The organism is Psychrobacter immobilis (assembly GCF_904846235.1).
Taxonomy (GTDB): Bacteria; Pseudomonadota; Gammaproteobacteria; order Pseudomonadales; family Moraxellaceae; genus Psychrobacter; species Psychrobacter immobilis_C.
This window is the reverse complement of record NZ_CAJGZN010000011.1, coordinates 16986-33233: the sequence shown is the minus strand read 5'-3', so window position 1 is coordinate 33233 and position 16248 is coordinate 16986. Positions and strand designations below refer to the sequence as shown.

General features: G+C 39.7%; 13 protein-coding genes. 5 read left to right on the top strand and 8 right to left on the bottom strand.

What is annotated here, in order from left to right:
- Positions 1-27 precede the first annotated feature (27 nt).
- A complete protein-coding gene (locus JMX07_RS08700; protein WP_101204429.1) occupies positions 28-834 on the top strand; it encodes a glycosyltransferase family 25 protein in 807 nt (268 codons plus the stop codon).
- A 746-nt stretch (positions 835-1580) separates the two neighbouring features.
- The gene (locus JMX07_RS08695; protein ID WP_227684736.1) at positions 1581-2699 is read left to right on the top strand and encodes a glycosyltransferase; all 1119 of its coding nucleotides are present in this window, start codon (positions 1581-1583) and stop codon (positions 2697-2699) included.
- A gap of 24 nt (positions 2700-2723) precedes the next feature.
- Here JMX07_RS08695 and JMX07_RS08690 read toward each other — a convergent pair whose 3' ends face one another.
- The 4 genes from JMX07_RS08690 to JMX07_RS08675 all read right to left on the bottom strand — a co-directional run bounded on the left by JMX07_RS08690 (position 2724) and on the right by JMX07_RS08675 (position 6856).
- A complete protein-coding gene (locus JMX07_RS08690) occupies positions 2724-3491 on the bottom strand; it encodes a hypothetical protein (RefSeq protein ID WP_101204430.1) in 768 nt (255 codons plus the stop codon).
- 93 nt (positions 3492-3584) lie between these two features.
- Positions 3585-4598: an NAD-dependent epimerase gene (locus tag JMX07_RS08685; protein ID WP_101204431.1), complete on the bottom strand. Its 1014-nt coding sequence runs from the start codon at positions 4596-4598 to the stop codon at positions 3585-3587.
- Entirely contained in the window at positions 4598-5764 is a 1167-nt protein-coding gene (locus tag JMX07_RS08680) for a nucleotide sugar dehydrogenase (protein WP_101204432.1), read from the bottom strand. The genes JMX07_RS08685 and JMX07_RS08680 overlap by 1 nt, the downstream gene beginning before the upstream one ends.
- A gap of 90 nt (positions 5765-5854) precedes the next feature.
- Positions 5855-6856 carry a Stealth CR1 domain-containing protein gene (locus JMX07_RS08675; RefSeq protein ID WP_201607452.1) on the bottom strand — a complete coding sequence of 334 codons (1002 nt, stop codon included), beginning with the start codon at positions 6854-6856 and terminating at the stop codon, positions 5855-5857.
- Positions 6857-7115: 259 nt separating this feature from the next.
- Between JMX07_RS08675 and JMX07_RS08670 the strand changes: the two genes are divergently transcribed.
- The gene (locus tag JMX07_RS08670) at positions 7116-8282 is read left to right on the top strand and encodes a glycosyltransferase (protein ID WP_227684735.1); all 1167 of its coding nucleotides are present in this window, start codon (positions 7116-7118) and stop codon (positions 8280-8282) included.
- A gap of 45 nt (positions 8283-8327) precedes the next feature.
- On the opposite strand, the gene JMX07_RS08665 is transcribed toward JMX07_RS08670, so the two are convergent.
- The 4 genes from JMX07_RS08665 to aspS form a co-directional block, all read right to left on the bottom strand.
- Entirely contained in the window at positions 8328-9185 is an 858-nt protein-coding gene (locus JMX07_RS08665; RefSeq protein ID WP_201607450.1) for a hypothetical protein, read from the bottom strand.
- Between the two features lie 96 nt (positions 9186-9281).
- Positions 9282-10082 (bottom strand): glycosyltransferase, encoded by an 801-nt coding sequence (locus JMX07_RS08660; protein ID WP_134292193.1) that lies wholly within the window; start codon positions 10080-10082, stop codon positions 9282-9284.
- Between the two features lie 149 nt (positions 10083-10231).
- Positions 10232-11263, bottom strand: coding sequence for a lysophospholipid acyltransferase family protein (locus tag JMX07_RS08655; protein ID WP_201607448.1), 1032 nt, complete (start codon positions 11261-11263; stop codon positions 10232-10234).
- A gap of 67 nt (positions 11264-11330) precedes the next feature.
- Entirely contained in the window at positions 11331-13157 is a 1827-nt protein-coding gene (aspS, locus tag JMX07_RS08650; protein ID WP_201607521.1) for an aspartate--tRNA ligase, read from the bottom strand.
- Positions 13158-13531: 374 nt separating this feature from the next.
- On the opposite strand from aspS, the gene sohB reads away from it, so the two are divergent.
- The gene (gene sohB, locus JMX07_RS08645; protein WP_201607446.1) at positions 13532-14512 is read left to right on the top strand and encodes a protease SohB; all 981 of its coding nucleotides are present in this window, start codon (positions 13532-13534) and stop codon (positions 14510-14512) included.
- Between the two features lie 257 nt (positions 14513-14769).
- On the top strand, positions 14770-16020 hold the full coding sequence (locus JMX07_RS08640; RefSeq protein WP_227526716.1) for an acyl-CoA dehydrogenase family protein: 1251 nt from the start codon (positions 14770-14772) through the stop codon (positions 16018-16020).
- Positions 16021-16248: the final 228 nt, after the last annotated feature.

Sequence of the window (16248 nt, the reverse complement as noted above, 5' to 3'; positions counted from 1 at the left end):
TGTCGACTAAGAACTTCCGAGGATTTAATGAAAAAGCTCATTATTAGTTTAAAAGATGCCCAAGATAGAAGGCAGCACATCGCAGAGCAGTTTGAAAATAAAAATATTCCTTATGAATTTTTTGATGCAATCGATGCCACTCAAATTGACGCTATCGCAAAAAAATTAAATATATCAATCGCGAATACGCTATTAGGAAAAAATGAAATTGCTTGTTTTTTGAGTCATGCAAGTATTTGGCAGTTAGCAGTGGATAACAACTATCCTTATGTTTGCATTTTTGAAGATGATGTTTATATTGGTGAAGATTCAGAATTTTATTTGAACAATATTTCAGAATGGAAGCCGGATGACGCTCATATATTAAAACTTGAAGTTTATAATAAAACCATTAACGTTAGCGGAAGCGCTAAAAGCTTACAAATCGGTGACAGAAATCTTGTAAAACTAGCGACAAAGCATACAGGCTGCGCTGGTTATATTATAACACTTGAAACGGCTCACACTTTACTAAATATAGTAAGAAACTATGATCAACTAATTCCTGTTGATCATATTGTTTTTGGTGATTTTCTATATAGCTACGCAGCCAATATATATCAGATTGTGCCTGCAATTTGTATTCAAAGTCAACGTCATAACCTCACTACACCTCTCACAAGTTATCTTGAGCCTGAAAGAAAAATCAGGTTTGGAACGTCTAAAACTGAGAAAAAAATTGTCAGTAAGTTATTTAGAGAAGGAAAGCGACTGACTAAACAACTTAGCAATACCATTGATAAAATTAACTTTAAATTTAAAGGTATTAAAGTACTAAAATTAACTTTTAGATAACAACAGGCTATCTGAGCATTAAGCTTGAACGTATAACATAAATATACGACAAAACATGATAGTCATGATACTTCAGATCATACTACTAATATTTAATATGCAAAAGCAATATATAGCTTTATGGTTCGGATATTGAGACTGATCAATAAAAGTGTCGCAAGTGGATATTATTTATTTTAAAGACAAGCTTTGCAAAAGATAATCTGACTTTTTCATCCGTAACTGCTTAAACTCAGAAAATGTACTATTCTTTTTATATCTTCTACGTAACAAGATAAAGGGTAAAAGATTATAAAAACATATCTTTGATTAGCCTATAAACTAATGTCTTAAATTCTCTAAATGGGCAGTGACGTCAGTCTTCTTAGGTTTATTGCTTAAAACGTTAAAATCACACATCTGTTTCGTAACGAGCGTCGCTTTGATCTTATAGATAATTCTCTTATTAATTTCTTTATAACTGTAGTAGCGTTTGTTTTTTTACTGTTAAAAACCAATATGACTTTTCTTTGCCACTCTTTGATCTGAGACATACAAATGTTATCTTTAACTGCTATTAACTTTACTTCAACTTTATCCCTACATAGATATTAGGTTTGCTTATAATTTAGTATTGCTGATTTATAAGAGGTAGTGGTATTTTTCTTTTCTATTACTCTCAATCATATAATATCGTATTACAAACATCACAATAAAATGTACCTAACAGAATTAATCTATTTTAAATTAAGTTTACAGGATTCTTTATGACTAACCATGTCATTTCGGCGCGAAAAATGAATAATATTAAACCCAAAAAAAAGGTACTGCTAGTAATTAACTGTCTTCAAGGCGGAGGTGCTGAGCGCGTAGTATTAACTTTAGGTCAGGGTTTCTTTGAATTGGGCTATGATGTTCATATTTTACGTTTTAAACCGCTTATGCAATATGATACGAATCCGAATTTAAATTACCATGTGCTCAAATTTAAACCTTACAAACTCATTCCTGGTAAAGAGCGTCGCGATAAAATCTTTGCAAGCGTAGTGGATAAGTATGTAACAAATTATATCGGTCATTTTGACATGATTTTATCCAACCTAGATCGTGCCGATAGCATCTTAAGCTACAGTAAACTGCCTAATATTTTTTATGTTATTCACAACACAGTGTCACTACTTTATAAGTTTCACAAAAACAATATTGCTACGCAACTAAAGTCTAGAATGGCTGAGATATATGCAAAGCATCCTTGTATTTGCGTCAGCGTAGGGGCAGAACAGGATTTTATCAAGAGCTTTGGTCATATTACGCCAACTACGGCTATTTATAACCCTATAGATAAAGAGTCTATACAAAAACAAGCTGATGCTTTTGTTCCTGAATATCAAAATTATATCATTCATGTTGGTAGTTTTAAGGATGCAAAGCGCCATGATGTATTGGTAAAGGCTTACGCACAGACTGATCAATCTATGCCATTAATACTCCTAGGTCAGGGCAAGCATAAGAGCGAGATAGAGCAGCTAGTGACAGAGTTAAATTTAGCGAACAAAGTAGTATTTTTAGGTTTTCGTGACAACCCTTTCCCCTACATTAAGCATGCGCAATTTAAAATATTGACCTCTAACTGGGAAGGTTTTGCTTTGGTTATTGCCGAAGCTCTCGTACTAGGTACACCTGTTATCAGCACAAACTGCCCATCAGGCCCAAGTGAGCTATTGCCTCAAAATAACTTAATGCCAATGGATGATGTAGAGGCAATAGCTGATAAAATGAAACAAGCAATGATAAATCCCCAGCAGTTTAAAGCCCCATTTGATGAAAACTTGTTACCTGTTAAAATAGCGAAGCAATATGATACGTTTATGGAAAGTATAAAATAATGGTCATCACCACTTGGCAATCCTTTAGTCGTACCACCATTTGGACCAATCATCTCTATGCAATTGCCGTAGAGTAGCGAAAGCACTCTGGTTGTTCTGTAGTTTTTCGAATACAGCGAGTAGTATAGTCGTAGCCAATTTATCGACTTTCTGAAATTTATTATAGCGTTTACGCATATTTCTTAAGCTATCATCGGTACCAATACGGAAATAAGTAAGTCCATCGTATAGAGGCAAATCGCCGGCATACAGTATGTCGGTTTTTTCGTCTAATAACGGCTTAGGTTCAGCATTAGCGCTCAGTTGTAAAAAGTTTTTAGTCTCATGAACTCTTAAGGTATTCATTAGAGTGATGACGTTCATTAAAATAGCAGCTCTAAGACTGTTATTTGAGTGATCAATGAAAGTATCGCAGGCTGAGACAATCCAGCGTAGCGAAAGGTGCTCTAATAAATAGTCGCTTTCTGATTCCCAAAGCCTCTCAAATTCAGCAAAAGTTTTATCTATTTTGTATTTGCGGCGCATCAATATAATAAGCGTATTGTGATAAAAGCAGAGCTCAGAGTCTCCTAATGATTGATACTTTAAATTATTTAAGTGGATTTCTAAGTCTGTACTTTTACGCTCATCTGTCAGTGCTTCAATATCACACGATGACTCAGTGATTATTGTCGTTTTCATCTCATCAAAGCTTTTACCATCATAGTTTTTGACAATCTTACCCGCATTCAATCTTTTTTCACTTAGAAATATCAATAGCAGTTTTCTTTGCCAGTTTGAAGGTGTAGTCATGTCACTAAAATCCTTTGAACAAGTATGATGCAATTAGAGCTTAAACGTCTGTCGAAAAAATTGATACCAAAGTAGTTTATGAAATATTCCTGCTTAAACTGAATAGTATTGCTTGTACCATTCGACAAATTTTGTGATTCCATCTTCGATACTGGTATCAGGTTTGAAATCAATATTATCTACTAGCTCGTCTATATCTGCATAAGTAATAGGCACATCACCTGCTTGCATCGGTAATAAATTCTCTTGCGCTTTTTTGCCACAAGCGCTTTCGATGGCAGTGATAAAACGGCGTAAAGTTACTGGTTGGTTATTGCCAATGTTATATATTTTATATGGAGCGGTCGCTGTAGTGATAGTAGAGTATTGAGGAGAGGGGGCTTTATCCATTATCCGAATGATACCTTTTACAATATCATCAATGTAGGTAAAGTCACGCTGCATATCACCATTATTGAAGACATTGATTGGCTCACCAGCTAGAATTTTTTTGGTAAAAGAAAAATAGGCCATATCAGGTCGACCATAAGGACCGTAAACGGTAAAAAACCTTAATCCTGTCGTAGGGATATTATATAAATGGCTGTAGCTATGAGCCATGAGCTCGTTTGATTTTTTCGTGGCTGCATATAAGCTGATAGGAAAATCAACACAATCAGCAGTGGTAAATGGCTGCTTTATATTCATACCATAGACTGAGCTGGAGCTTGCATAGATTAAATGCTTGATATCATGATGGCGGCAGCCCTCAAGTATATTAACAAAGCCAACCACATTTGAATCAATATAAGCATTCGGATTTTCGATAGAGTAGCGCACACCTGCTTGGGCACCTAAATTAATGACAATATCGAATTGATAGGTAGAAAAAAGATCAGACATAGCTTCGCGATCAGCAAGGTCTAGCTTAATGAAAGTAAAGTATTCTGTTTCTGATATTTCGTTTAGTAGTTTTAAGCGCTCTTTTTTTAAGCTCACGTCATAGTAGTCGTTGATATTATCAATACCAACGATGCAGTTATTGCTATTAGGCAGCTGTATTTGTAATAGGGCTTTGATTAAATGAAAACCAATAAAACCTGCCGCACCAGTGACTAATATATTCATCAGTCGCTCCCAAATAAATCACGCGTAAAGACCTTGTCCGCCACATCTTCGATTTCAGCAGATAAACGGTTTGCCACAATGACATCACTCATTGATTTAAACGCTTCTAGGTCTTGAATAACTTGTGAGTTGAAAAAGGTACTTTCTTTCAATACTGGTTCGTAAACAACGACTTCGATACCTTTTGCCTTAATACGTTTCATGATGCCTTGTATCGCAGAAGCTCTAAAGTTGTCTGATCCGCTTTTCATAACCAATCGGTGTATACCTACAATTTTTGGTTTTCTTTCAATAATTTTATCAGCGATGAAATCTTTACGAGTTCTGTTGGAGTCGACAATGGCTTTTATCAGGTTACTTGGCACCTCGTCATAGTTCGCCAATAGCTGTTTGGTATCTTTAGGTAAGCAGTAGCCACCATAGCCAAATGATGGATTGTTATAATGATCACCAATACGCGGGTCTAACCCAATACCTTCTATAATTTGTTTGGTTTCAAGTCCAAAGGTTTGAGCGTAAGTATCAAGCTCATTAAAATAGGCCACGCGCATTGCTAAATAAGTATTAGAAAACAGCTTGATTGCCTCAGCTTCAGTAGGCTTTACAAACAGTAGCGGTACGTCCTTTTTGATTGCGCCTTCAAGTAGTAAGTTAGCGAACAATTGAGCTCGTTCTGACTGTTCACCTACAATGATTCGAGAAGGATAAAGGTTGTCATGCAGCGCTTTACCTTCTCGCAAAAATTCGGGTGAAAAGATAATGTGGTCAGTCGCATAACGCTCTCTAATACTTGCTGTATACCCTACTGGTACGGTAGATTTGATAATGATAGTCGCTTGTTGATTGACCAAAAGTACTTGCTCAATCACTGCTTCTACCGTTGATGTATTAAAATAATTGGTCTTGGCGTCATAATCAGTTGGTGTCGCCACAATAATAAAATCAGAGCCTTTATAGGCCGCCGATGCATCAAGTGTCGCAGAAAAGTTGAGATTTCTATTTGATAAAAAGTCTTCAATATCTTCATCTTCAATAGGGGATTGCTTAGCATTCAATAAGTCGATTTTTTCAGGAACAATGTCGACAGCGACGACTTCGTTGTGCTGTGCCAATAGCATTGCATTTGATAGGCCTACGTAACCTGTACCTACTACCGCTATTTTCATAATATATCCAAGTAATGTTTACGCTTTAATGGATCTAATCCAAAATTGGTTTGTGCTAAATAAGATTTAAAATCACGATACTGTGTCAGCTCAGCTAGCTGGTGTTCCTGTCACAGAAACGGGGAGATACGCTAAAAATTTATGCTTCATAGCTTGGCTGATTTTTTTGTGTAAATCTGGTTCAAGAAGATCTAGGCTTTGGATACAACCGTACTTGATAGATTTATCTTCTAAAGCAGTAATAAAATCATCGACACTACTTTCATTTTTTAGATAGTTGACAGAGGTATCGGGTTTTAGATTTGCTTCATTTTTTTGAATTTTAAGATGATTCATCAGGGTTATTGGGTTCACCTGCGCCACATCTCTAAATTTATATCTAATCTGCTCTGTCAGCAGCTGAGGATGATTTAGCAAATAATCTTTCAATATGTTCCTATCGACGATATGAGGATAGTGATGAATTTCAAAGAATTGATCCATACCAATTATTTTGGCGCTTAGCATTTGGGCGATAGTATGCCTTGGTTGAATCGGTGTTCCAAACAGTTTAAAGCGCGATTTTCGGAAATTAAGCTTAGCATTTAATGCCGCACTTTTACGCCAGTGGCCGTGAATGTTTAGCTTTTTACCGTCCAAAAAGTCATCTATTTTTACTGGTTGGTTAAAAAAGAAATCATCATTCATATAGATGAAGTAATCAGATAGCCCCTCAATATTCCATATCATCGACTCAATCGATCGGGTATTAAACGTAGGCAAAAATTGCTCATAACCTAAAAATATGTCTTTATGATCAACGATGCGTATTTTATCTGCTGAACAAATACCTTGCTTGGCAAACTCATCGATGAACGCTGGCTTTTGTTGATCTGTGACAATGTATATATGACGACAAAAAGGCACATATTTGATGATAGAAGCAATATTATAATATATCTCATCGTCACTGGCGAAACGCGTGTCAGTTATTGCGTCAGATGCCACTTCTTTAGTTGGTTTATACTGTTCTCGCTTTTGTTTGAGTATAGGGTCTGCGCCATCTACCCAAGCAATGACGATGTCTAATGTACTTTCACCAGGCTGCTTCATAACTGATCCTGTTCTTTGCGGATACATATCTATTTTAGTAGAGATATTAGATCAGCTATGATATTTGCTGATGCGATTATTAACAAGGTTTAATCGATTTAGATAGTTAGACTAATTATAATTTTTATAGAGATACCGTTAAATCCTGCTCGTACTTTACTAAGTAAATGCCGAGCACCAGCGGTAGGTGAGACTAGCATATAAAGTCAGAACGCTGCAATAATTATGACCATAGTTGCATTCATTTGGCTAACCTATCATGCCTACACCGTTAAAAAATCAAGCTGAGACACTAATGCCACCTATTATTCTATTTATTTTAAAAGCGCTTGAAGGTCGTGGTGCTGAGCGTATGGTTACGACTTTGGCAAGCGCTTATGCAGATATGGGCTATCGTACTCATATCTTATGTTTGGAAGCGACGCAAGATATGCTACTAGACGCTCGTGTTCAATATCATATCGTGCCATATGATGAGGTGTTTTCTGAGCAGAATCTCGACCCAGAATCTACGCAAGCACAAGCATACGAATCAGTTGCTAAACGTATTGATACTTACGTGCTTAGCCAAATAGGGAAGCCAGATTTAATACTGGCCAATATCTATAAAATAAACTGGATTATGACATATAGCCAGTTACCAAACATCGTAAATGTACTGCATACGGCGCTATCTAAGCAGTTCCAAAATCAATTATTAGAGGCGCCAGTACAGACTATAAATCATTTGAAAATGGTCTATGGCGCTCATCTTTGTAGCTGTGTAAGTAAGGGTGCACGCCAAGATTTGATTACTCTTATAGGAGATATTACCAAAACCACAACAATCTATAATCCTTGTGATGCTGCTGATATAAATACCAAAGCAGCAGCGTCTAGCCATCTTGAACATTTCGGCTTAGTAGATAAAGAATACATTATACATGTCGCCTCATTTGATGACATGAAAGGTCATCGAGACTTACTACAGGCATATGCCAAAACAGAACGAAAACTGCCGTTAGTCCTAGTAGGTAAAGGTAGGCTTGAAGAAGAGATTAAGCAGCTTGCGACCGAACTTGGGATTAGCGATAGTATTAAGTTTTTAGGCTTTCAGACCAACCCTTATCCATTAATTAAATCAGCTGCACTGATGGTACTCACCTCTAAGTTTGAAGGCTTTGGTTATGTCATAGTAGAGGCACAAGCACTGGGTGTACCAGTAATCAGTACGGATTGTCCTTTTGGGCCAAGAGAATTATTACCTAAAGAAAACTTAATAGCGGTAGGTGATATTGATGGCTTGGCCACTCTCATTGATCAAGCCATAGACAACCTTACAGATTATATCGTGCCGCTAAACCAGCAGTTACTGCCTGAACATATTGCAAGCCAGTACTTAGCGTTTGGTTCTGTTTTAGATTCAGATAAAAATGAGGGTTTATAAATCGTAGTGGTTCTTAATTAAACGCCATCAAGCAGAGGTTATTAACTAGAAAGTGTCGAATAGCGATTTAGAGATAGGAGAGTGATTGACAACAGGGACACCATGCGATTGATAGATTCTGCCGAGTAAGTTAAACGAAGGGACAATGCGCTCGTGCATGACTTTGCTGAGCATACTTGGCGCCCCATTGTTTTTATTTTCATAAAACCGTGGTTGCTTACTGTTAAGTAGGTCAATACCATACAGATGAATGCTCGCTGCTTGACGCGAAAACGCCAACTGCGCCGCGACATAAGCAACGGTTCCTGCTTCCACAAAGCCATGAGTAATGTTAAGAGAGACACCGATGTCAGCCGCTTTATGATCGCTATCAATAATAAAGTTTGGATTATTGATAAAGTACGATAGCGGCATTTTTTTATTAAGTAATTTTTTCTTAAAGATAAGCTTATTAAAAGATAGCTTGTTTGACTTGACTCCCCAGGGCCTATCTACTGGGTACAACACCCGCATGGCATGATGGTACGTTCGCATAATATCAGGGTGCGTAGTGGCCATCGCTTCAAAGACAGCTAGCGTTGCATATAGAGGTTGACCTGTATAGTACTGCCGTAAAATCTCAGGCTGATGATTGATGAAGCGCGCATCACTGATGACGTAACCAACAATATCGGTAAACTGATGCTGCCCAATCAGGCTGATACTGCCATTAACAAAAATAGTAGGTGTATCTAGTAGCTCTGTTAACGGCAGCTGCTGTATAGATGGTCCTGAGGCGATAATATTGACGTCTTTTCCATGCAAGCTCTGTTCAGGTTCATTGGCATTAAACGCATTGATAATGATGAGCTCATTATCAATGTTGAACCCAGCGGTAGCAGGTAATCTTAAATATAGCGCCATACTATTTTCCAGTCGTTTATTTCACCTATCTTATATCTTAATACACAGCCTTTACGCTAATTATAAATTGTCTACATATGGTTAATTGCTAAATATCTATTGCCAATGGTCTTTTAACCATGGGCTTGGCTTCACATGTCGATACCATTTACCACCACTGCCAGCAATCGCATCGGGCGGGTTAATCTCACCATGGAAGATAACGATTTTTGCATCATCTGGCAGAGTAGGTGTGCGTACAAAGTTAAAAGGAATCGGCGCAATACATTGGTATTTAAAGCTGACACACCATGTCTTATCCCAATACTCTAAGTGGTGATGCTCACGCAAATAGTTAGAGAGATAGGCCTGCTCGTGACGTACTTGGGTGCGAATGGTTTCAAAGTTCCGCTCAAAATTGGACAGCAAATCAGGATAGGTATTCATGCCAATATTAAAGCGATAGACAGAGCTGTTACCAATCATGCGCCAAGGTTTTTTCCAGTCGCGGATGATGACGACACTGTCTTCATGCTCTGCTTGATAAGTAAAAAACGCATCGATATTATCAACAATGACGATATCGATATCTAAAAATAGGGCCACACCTTTTAAATTATACAGCTCAGGCTTAAAGGTAGTCAGTTTTTTCCAACCACGTTCAGGACCTGCTGGTAGATCCATATCGGGTATCGGATAACAGGCAATCGCAGAGTCAATACCTGTGCTGTCATCTGTCAAGCAAACCATTTGGAAATCTAAGGTTAGATGTCGACTAACCATGTTGTAGAGACGATTGACGTATTCAGGACCATATTTGTCGCCCCATTTCATACAGATGATATAACGCTGTTCAGCAGCATTGGTGCTGGTCTGATTAGGGTCTATAGATGAGGTCTTAGTTACGTCAGATGTCATAATGCACTCGTATTGAGATAATAGTCAGATAAATGAAGGACTAATAAAAGTAAAGGAATATAGAGTTCAGCCAATATTAGCATAGCTGTGACTGATGGAACGTCTAAACTGATGGTATGTATAAATAGGCAACGTTAGGTTGGTGATGACTAATGATTGTCGAGCTTAGTGTTATCGCTTTTAACAGTACTACCGTTTTTAACATTGTCGATTTTAACGTTGTTATTTCGAACGCTATCGTTGATATCGCTATCAGAACGACTAGAAACGCTACAATGGTGAGATTGGATAAAAGCTGCTAAAGTCTCTTTATCTTTTCGGTAAGGATTGCCTAAGTTTGGTATGCGCTTAAAACGTCGATAGCCCCACATATAATGACTGCAGTTGTCTGTAATCATACGCTCCATAGCCTGATTGAGAGCATGAGTCGCCACTTCAGCATTGCGGTCATACAAGGCTGGATCATCGAGTTTGTAGCAGTAAATGTCAAAACCGCGTCCATCGGTACGGCGAATACAAGATAAACCAACCAGCGCACATTTGGTTTTGCTGGCCAGTTTGGAGGCAAGTGTACTGGTCAATGTTTTGATACCAAAGAAAGGAACGACAACGCCGCCTGATGGCTCTGGAACGTGGTCTGGCAGTACGATACTAAAACCACCTTGCTTGAGTGTTTTAAACACGGCTTTAACGCCGCTCCCATCAGTAGGTACTAAAGTCGCGTTAAGTCGCGCTCGACCCTGAAGGATAAACTCATTAGCGAATTTGCCGTCAACTGGCTTATACATAATGGTTGGCGCACCAAATTGGTTGAGCCAAGCATTCATCATCTCCCAAGTGCCGAGATGCGGGACGATAGCAAGCATGCCATTTGGATTGGCAAGACCTTCTAAAAGAATGTCTTTATTATGGACATCACGAATCTGAGCGATACTCCACTCAGGTGGCATCGCCCAGCTTTTTATAGATTCAATACTGGTCAGACATTGATGATAAATAATGTCTTTGGTCAATACACGCTTTTGCTGCTCAGACAGTGTATGAGTAATCAGCGCCATATTGATCTGAATGGTACGCATGATACTTAGACTGGGTATCTTAATGATAACCCACGCAACAAAACGTGCCAGCATCTGCAGTACAGACAATGGCACGACTTTGAAAATATGATACGGATTCATGCCCACTCACATGGTAATGAATCACGTAACAAGCACTGTAGCCAGCAACCGCGCATCATCAAACGATTTATTCAGCAGGCTTGTTGGTATCAGCCTGTGCTTTTTCACGCACACGGATACCAAGCTCACGTAGTTGTTTGCTATCAACGCCAGCAGGTGCTTGGGTCAATGGGCAATCAGCTGTTTTGGTTTTTGGGAAGGCGATAACATCACGGATAGAGCTTGCGCCTACCATCAACATAATCAAACGATCCAAACCAAATGCTAGGCCGCCATGCGGTGGCGCACCGAATTTTAGGGCATCAAGTAAGAAGCCAAACTTGTCTTCAGCTTCTTGCTCACCAATACCCAACGCTTCAAGTACAGCTTGTTGCATATCGTAAGTATTGATACGTAAGCTACCACCGCCAACTTCTGTACCGTTCAATACCATGTCATAAGCGATAGAAAGGGCAGATTCTGGATTGTTTTTCAACTCTTCAACTGAGCCTTTAGGCTTAGTGAACGGATGATGCATTGACGTCCAACGTCCATCGTCAGTCTCTTCAAACATTGGGAAGTCGGTTACCCAAAGTGGGGCCCATTCACAAGTCGTCATTTCAAGATCTAGACCAATTTTTTGACGTAATGCACCAATTGCATCATTCACAACACTGGCTTTATCCGCACCAAAGAAGATAATGTCGCCATCTTCTGCAGCAGTACGCTCGATCAAGCTCACAAGTACATCATCAGTCATGTTTTTGATGATTGGAGACTGTAGGCCAGATTCTTGATCCACACCGTTGTTGATGCTGCTAGCGTCATTGACTTTGATATAAGCCAAACCGCGTGCGCCATAAATACCAACAAACTTGGTATAAGCATCGATTTGCTTACGGCTTAATGATGCGCCACCAGGGATGCGTAGGGCAGCCACACGACCTTTAGGATCGTTCGCAGGGCCAGCAAATACTTTGAAATCGACGTCTTTCATCAAATCTGCAACGTCAACCAGTTTCAATGGAATACGTAAGTCAGGCTTGTCTGATGCATAGTCGCGCATTGCTTCAGCGTACGTCATGCGAGGGAATTGCTCGAACTCAACATCCATCATGGTCTTGAACAAATGCTTGATCAGACCCTCATTGATGTTCATGATCTCTTCTTCGTTCAAGAAAGACGTCTCGATATCCACCTGAGTGAACTCAGGCTGACGATCGGCACGTAAATCTTCATCACGGAAGCATTTCGCGATTTGATAATAACGGTCAAAACCTGACACCATCAATAGTTGCTTAAATAGCTGTGGTGACTGCGGCAGGGCAAAGAAGTTACCTGGACGGGTACGTGATGGTACAAGATAATCACGCGCACCTTCAGGCGTTGCACGAGTCAAGATAGGCGTCTCAACATCCAAGAAACCATGATCATCTAAATAACGACGAATCGCTGACGTTGCCTTGGCACGGAACACCATACGCTCTTGCATTTGCGGACGACGCATATCAAGATAACGATACTTTAGACGCAGGTCTTCAGATACAGTCGTTTTTTCGTCATTCAATGGGAATGGCGGCGTTTCAGACTTAGCCAGCACTTCAATTTCTTTGCCCAATAGCTCAATCTGGCCACTGGTCATATTATTATTTTCAGTACCTTCATAACGACGACGTACGCGGCCAGTTATCTTTAGCACGTATTCAGGACGTACAGCATCAGCTGCTGCGAAAGCTTCTGGGGTATCAGGGTCGACCACGACCTGTAAGATACCAGCGCGGTCACGCATGTCTAAGAAAATCACGCCACCGTGATCGCGACGACGATGTACCCAGCCTACGATACTAATGGTTTGCTCAAGCAAGCTCTCGGTTACGGCTCCGCAATACTCGTCTCGGTATTCGCTATGCGTCATAGTGCTTTGCGTCATAATATGGTTATCCAGTTATCAGCCCAATTCGAAGTACAATAATGCAGCCATTGTTGTGCGTTTCAAGCTATTTGCAAAAAAAACACACAAACAACGCGATTAAGACATATGGTCATCACGTTGGCTGCAGAAAATTTGATATAAACGCATATTATGCCTAATCTGCCTTTGTTATACAACCGGCTGAGTTCAATCAAAGAACGGGAGTCTGCAAGTATCTGAGGTATTTATTCTGCGTTATTTATATTGGGTTAAATATTGTCATCATGCTTGAAAACACCACTTAGTGTGCACATATCAACCGCACGTTAATAAAAACAGCCATATCAATATATTTACTGACTTGAGGATTTGTAACCATGCTATTTCATCCCCCTAAAAACCCTGTTGAGCTTAAAATACGCCACTTAAATGATGCTCAAAAGCAGCGCCGTGAAGATTTGATGGAAGCCACCCAAGGCAAAGCTGCCCTCAAACAGTTCAAAAAAGTCATGGCCAAAAAAGCGAAGCAAGCATTGAAAGCAAAAACCAAAAATAAGAAAAAACATTCTGAGGATAAGGCACAAGTTTTTGTCCTTGATTTTGACGGTGATATCAAAGCAACTGCGGTCAAACATTTGCGTGAAGAAATCAGTACTTTAATTAGTACCGCAAATAAAGGTGACGAAGTTATCGTCCGTCTTGAATCAGGCGGCGGCTTGGTGCACGGCTATGGTTTGGCCGCAGCGCAATTGGTTCGCTTAAAGGATGCTGGCTTAAAATTGACGGTCTGTGTTGATAAGGTGGCGGCAAGCGGTGGTTATATGATGGCTTGTGTTGCAGACAAGGTAATAGCCGCACCATTCGCTATCATTGGTTCAATCGGTGTGGTGTCGCAACTGCCAAACTTTCATAAATGGCTAAAAAACCATGACGTCGATTATGAGATGTTTACCGCTGGTGACTATAAGCGTACGGTTACTGTATTTGGTGAAAATGATGCCGAAGACCGTGCCAAATACCAAGAAGAGCTAGAGCAGACGCATGAGCTATTCAAACACTTCGTAAACAACTATCGTCCAGAACTCGATGTTGCCAAAGTAGCTACGGGTGAGCATTGGTATGGCGAAGATGCGTTAAAGCTTAACTTAATTGATAGTCTACAGACTTCAGACAGCTATATTTTGGAACGTATGGAAGACAACGAAGTGTACGCACTATATTCACGTCAGAAGCCGACGTTAGCAGAAAAGTTAGGATTGGCTCAGGCAGCAGAAGCGACACTGAGTATGGCTGTAGATAAATTACCTGATGCACTTGCACGTTTTGATTTGAATAGTCGCCTAAATATTCTGAAATAATGTTAGTTATCATTATGATAGTTAAATAATGGTATTTTAGTGCTTAGAATTTTTAGATACATTGTTTATATTTTGTAAAAGGCGTGGCCTAGCTGGTCGCGCCTTTTTGCTGTTTATTGACAATTGCTGTGTTATAAATGTAGCACACGGAAAACAGTATACGTGCGTGCACTAAAGCTCTAGTAGAGCTTTTTATCAACATTTGATTTAGACAATCAATAAAGAAAAGGAAGTCATTTATGTCTAACGACAATTTAATGTTTACCGCAACAGAACATGGTCAAGCCATGCATGCCAAAGTCAAAGCGTTCATCGAAACGAATATTGAGCCTATCGAAGCCCAATTCTGGGAAGATTGTCATAAGAAAAACCCTGATGGTAATTGGGAAAACTGGGAGTGGCCAGAAGCCTACGAAAACCTGCGCAAACAAGCACGTGAAGAGGGTTTGTGGAATTTATTCTTGCCAGATGACACATTAGGTGCAGGACTGTCAGTCACTGATTATGCGCCTATCGCAGAATTGACTGGTCGTAGTTTGCTAGCACCTCATGTATTTAACTGCAATGCACCTGATAGCGGTAATATGGAGCTATTATGGCGTTACGGTACTCAAGAGCAGCAAGACAAGTGGCTTACCCCAATCCTAGAAGGTAAGACACGCTCTGTATTCTGTATGACTGAGCCTGACGTGGCTTCAAGTGATGCAACCAATATGCAAGCAACCGCCGTAGTAGATGGTGATGAGATTGTCATCAATGGTAGCAAGTGGTGGTCATCTGGTCTTGGTGATCCAGCGGTTGATGTCTTGATTGTGATGGCATATACCGCGGATGAAAGTGCAGACCGTCATCATCAGCATTCGATGGTACTTGTGCCAGTCAACACACCAGGTGTAAATATTAAACGTATGCTTAAAGTGTTTGGTGATTATGATGCACCGCACGGCCATGGTGAAATTAGCTTTGAAAATGTGCGTGTGCCAGTCAGCCACTTTATTGGTGGACCTGGTAAGGGATTTGAGATTGCCCAGGGTCGTCTAGGGCCAGGTCGTATTCATCATTGCATGCGCTGTATCGGTGCTGCCGAAAAATCTCTTGAATTAGCAGTCAAGCGTGGTATGTCGCGTACTGCCTTTGGTAAGCCGTTACTACAATTGGGTGGTAACTTTGAGCGTATCAGCGAGGCCCGTATCAAAATTGACCAAGCACGCTTGCTCACATTGTACGCCGCCCAAAAAATGGATGCTCAAGGCACCAAAGCAGCATTGACTGAAATCTCTGCTATCAAAGTAGTGGCGCCAACTGTGCTACAAGAAGTCGTTGATATGGCGATTCAGATTCATGGTGGTATGGGCGTGTGCCAAGATACATTACTACCGAACTTCTACGCGCAAGCACGTGTACTACGTTTGGCAGATGGTCCAGATGAAGTACATAAAACCATGATTGCCAAATTAGAACTAAAACGTCAGGGCTTTAGTCGTTCTGCTAAATCTGACAAAGCTTAGCCTTAAGTTTAATCTTAACAAACGGTTGTGTGAGTTAGTTTTGATTTGCTCACGAAACTATCAAAAATAAGCCAATCAACATGCTAATTAAGAATTCACTATTAATGATTTAGTAGTGAATTTTTCATCACTAGAGCGAGTCCTCATTTCAAAAATGGTAATAAGCATGAGATAAATTGAATTGAGAACTAGCTCGCATATTTGTTATAAAAATAAATGACCACATGA

Bases quoted from the DNA above. Each gene is read 5' to 3' on its own strand.
- JMX07_RS08700 (WP_101204429.1), top strand. From the start codon at position 28: ATGAAAAAGCTCATTATTAGTTTAAAAGATGCCCAAGATAGAAGGCAG.
- JMX07_RS08695 (WP_227684736.1), top strand. From the start codon at position 1,581: ATGACTAACCATGTCATTTCGGCGCGAAAAATGAATAATATTAAACCC.
- JMX07_RS08690 (WP_101204430.1), bottom strand. From the start codon at position 3,491: ATGACTACACCTTCAAACTGGCAAAGAAAACTGCTATTGATATTTCTA.
- JMX07_RS08685 (WP_101204431.1), bottom strand. From the start codon at position 4,598: ATGAATATATTAGTCACTGGTGCGGCAGGTTTTATTGGTTTTCATTTA.
- JMX07_RS08680 (WP_101204432.1), bottom strand. From the start codon at position 5,764: ATGAAAATAGCGGTAGTAGGTACAGGTTACGTAGGCCTATCAAATGCA.
- JMX07_RS08675 (WP_201607452.1), bottom strand. From the start codon at position 6,856: ATGAAGCAGCCTGGTGAAAGTACATTAGACATCGTCATTGCTTGGGTA.
- JMX07_RS08670 (WP_227684735.1), top strand. From the start codon at position 7,116: ATGCCTACACCGTTAAAAAATCAAGCTGAGACACTAATGCCACCTATT.
- JMX07_RS08665 (WP_201607450.1), bottom strand. From the start codon at position 9,185: ATGGCGCTATATTTAAGATTACCTGCTACCGCTGGGTTCAACATTGAT.
- JMX07_RS08660 (WP_134292193.1), bottom strand. From the start codon at position 10,082: ATGACATCTGACGTAACTAAGACCTCATCTATAGACCCTAATCAGACC.
- JMX07_RS08655 (WP_201607448.1), bottom strand. From the start codon at position 11,263: ATGAATCCGTATCATATTTTCAAAGTCGTGCCATTGTCTGTACTGCAG.
- aspS (WP_201607521.1), bottom strand. From the start codon at position 13,157: ATGACGCATAGCGAATACCGAGACGAGTATTGCGGAGCCGTAACCGAG.
- sohB (WP_201607446.1), top strand. From the start codon at position 13,532: ATGCTATTTCATCCCCCTAAAAACCCTGTTGAGCTTAAAATACGCCAC.
- JMX07_RS08640 (WP_227526716.1), top strand. From the start codon at position 14,770: ATGTTTACCGCAACAGAACATGGTCAAGCCATGCATGCCAAAGTCAAA.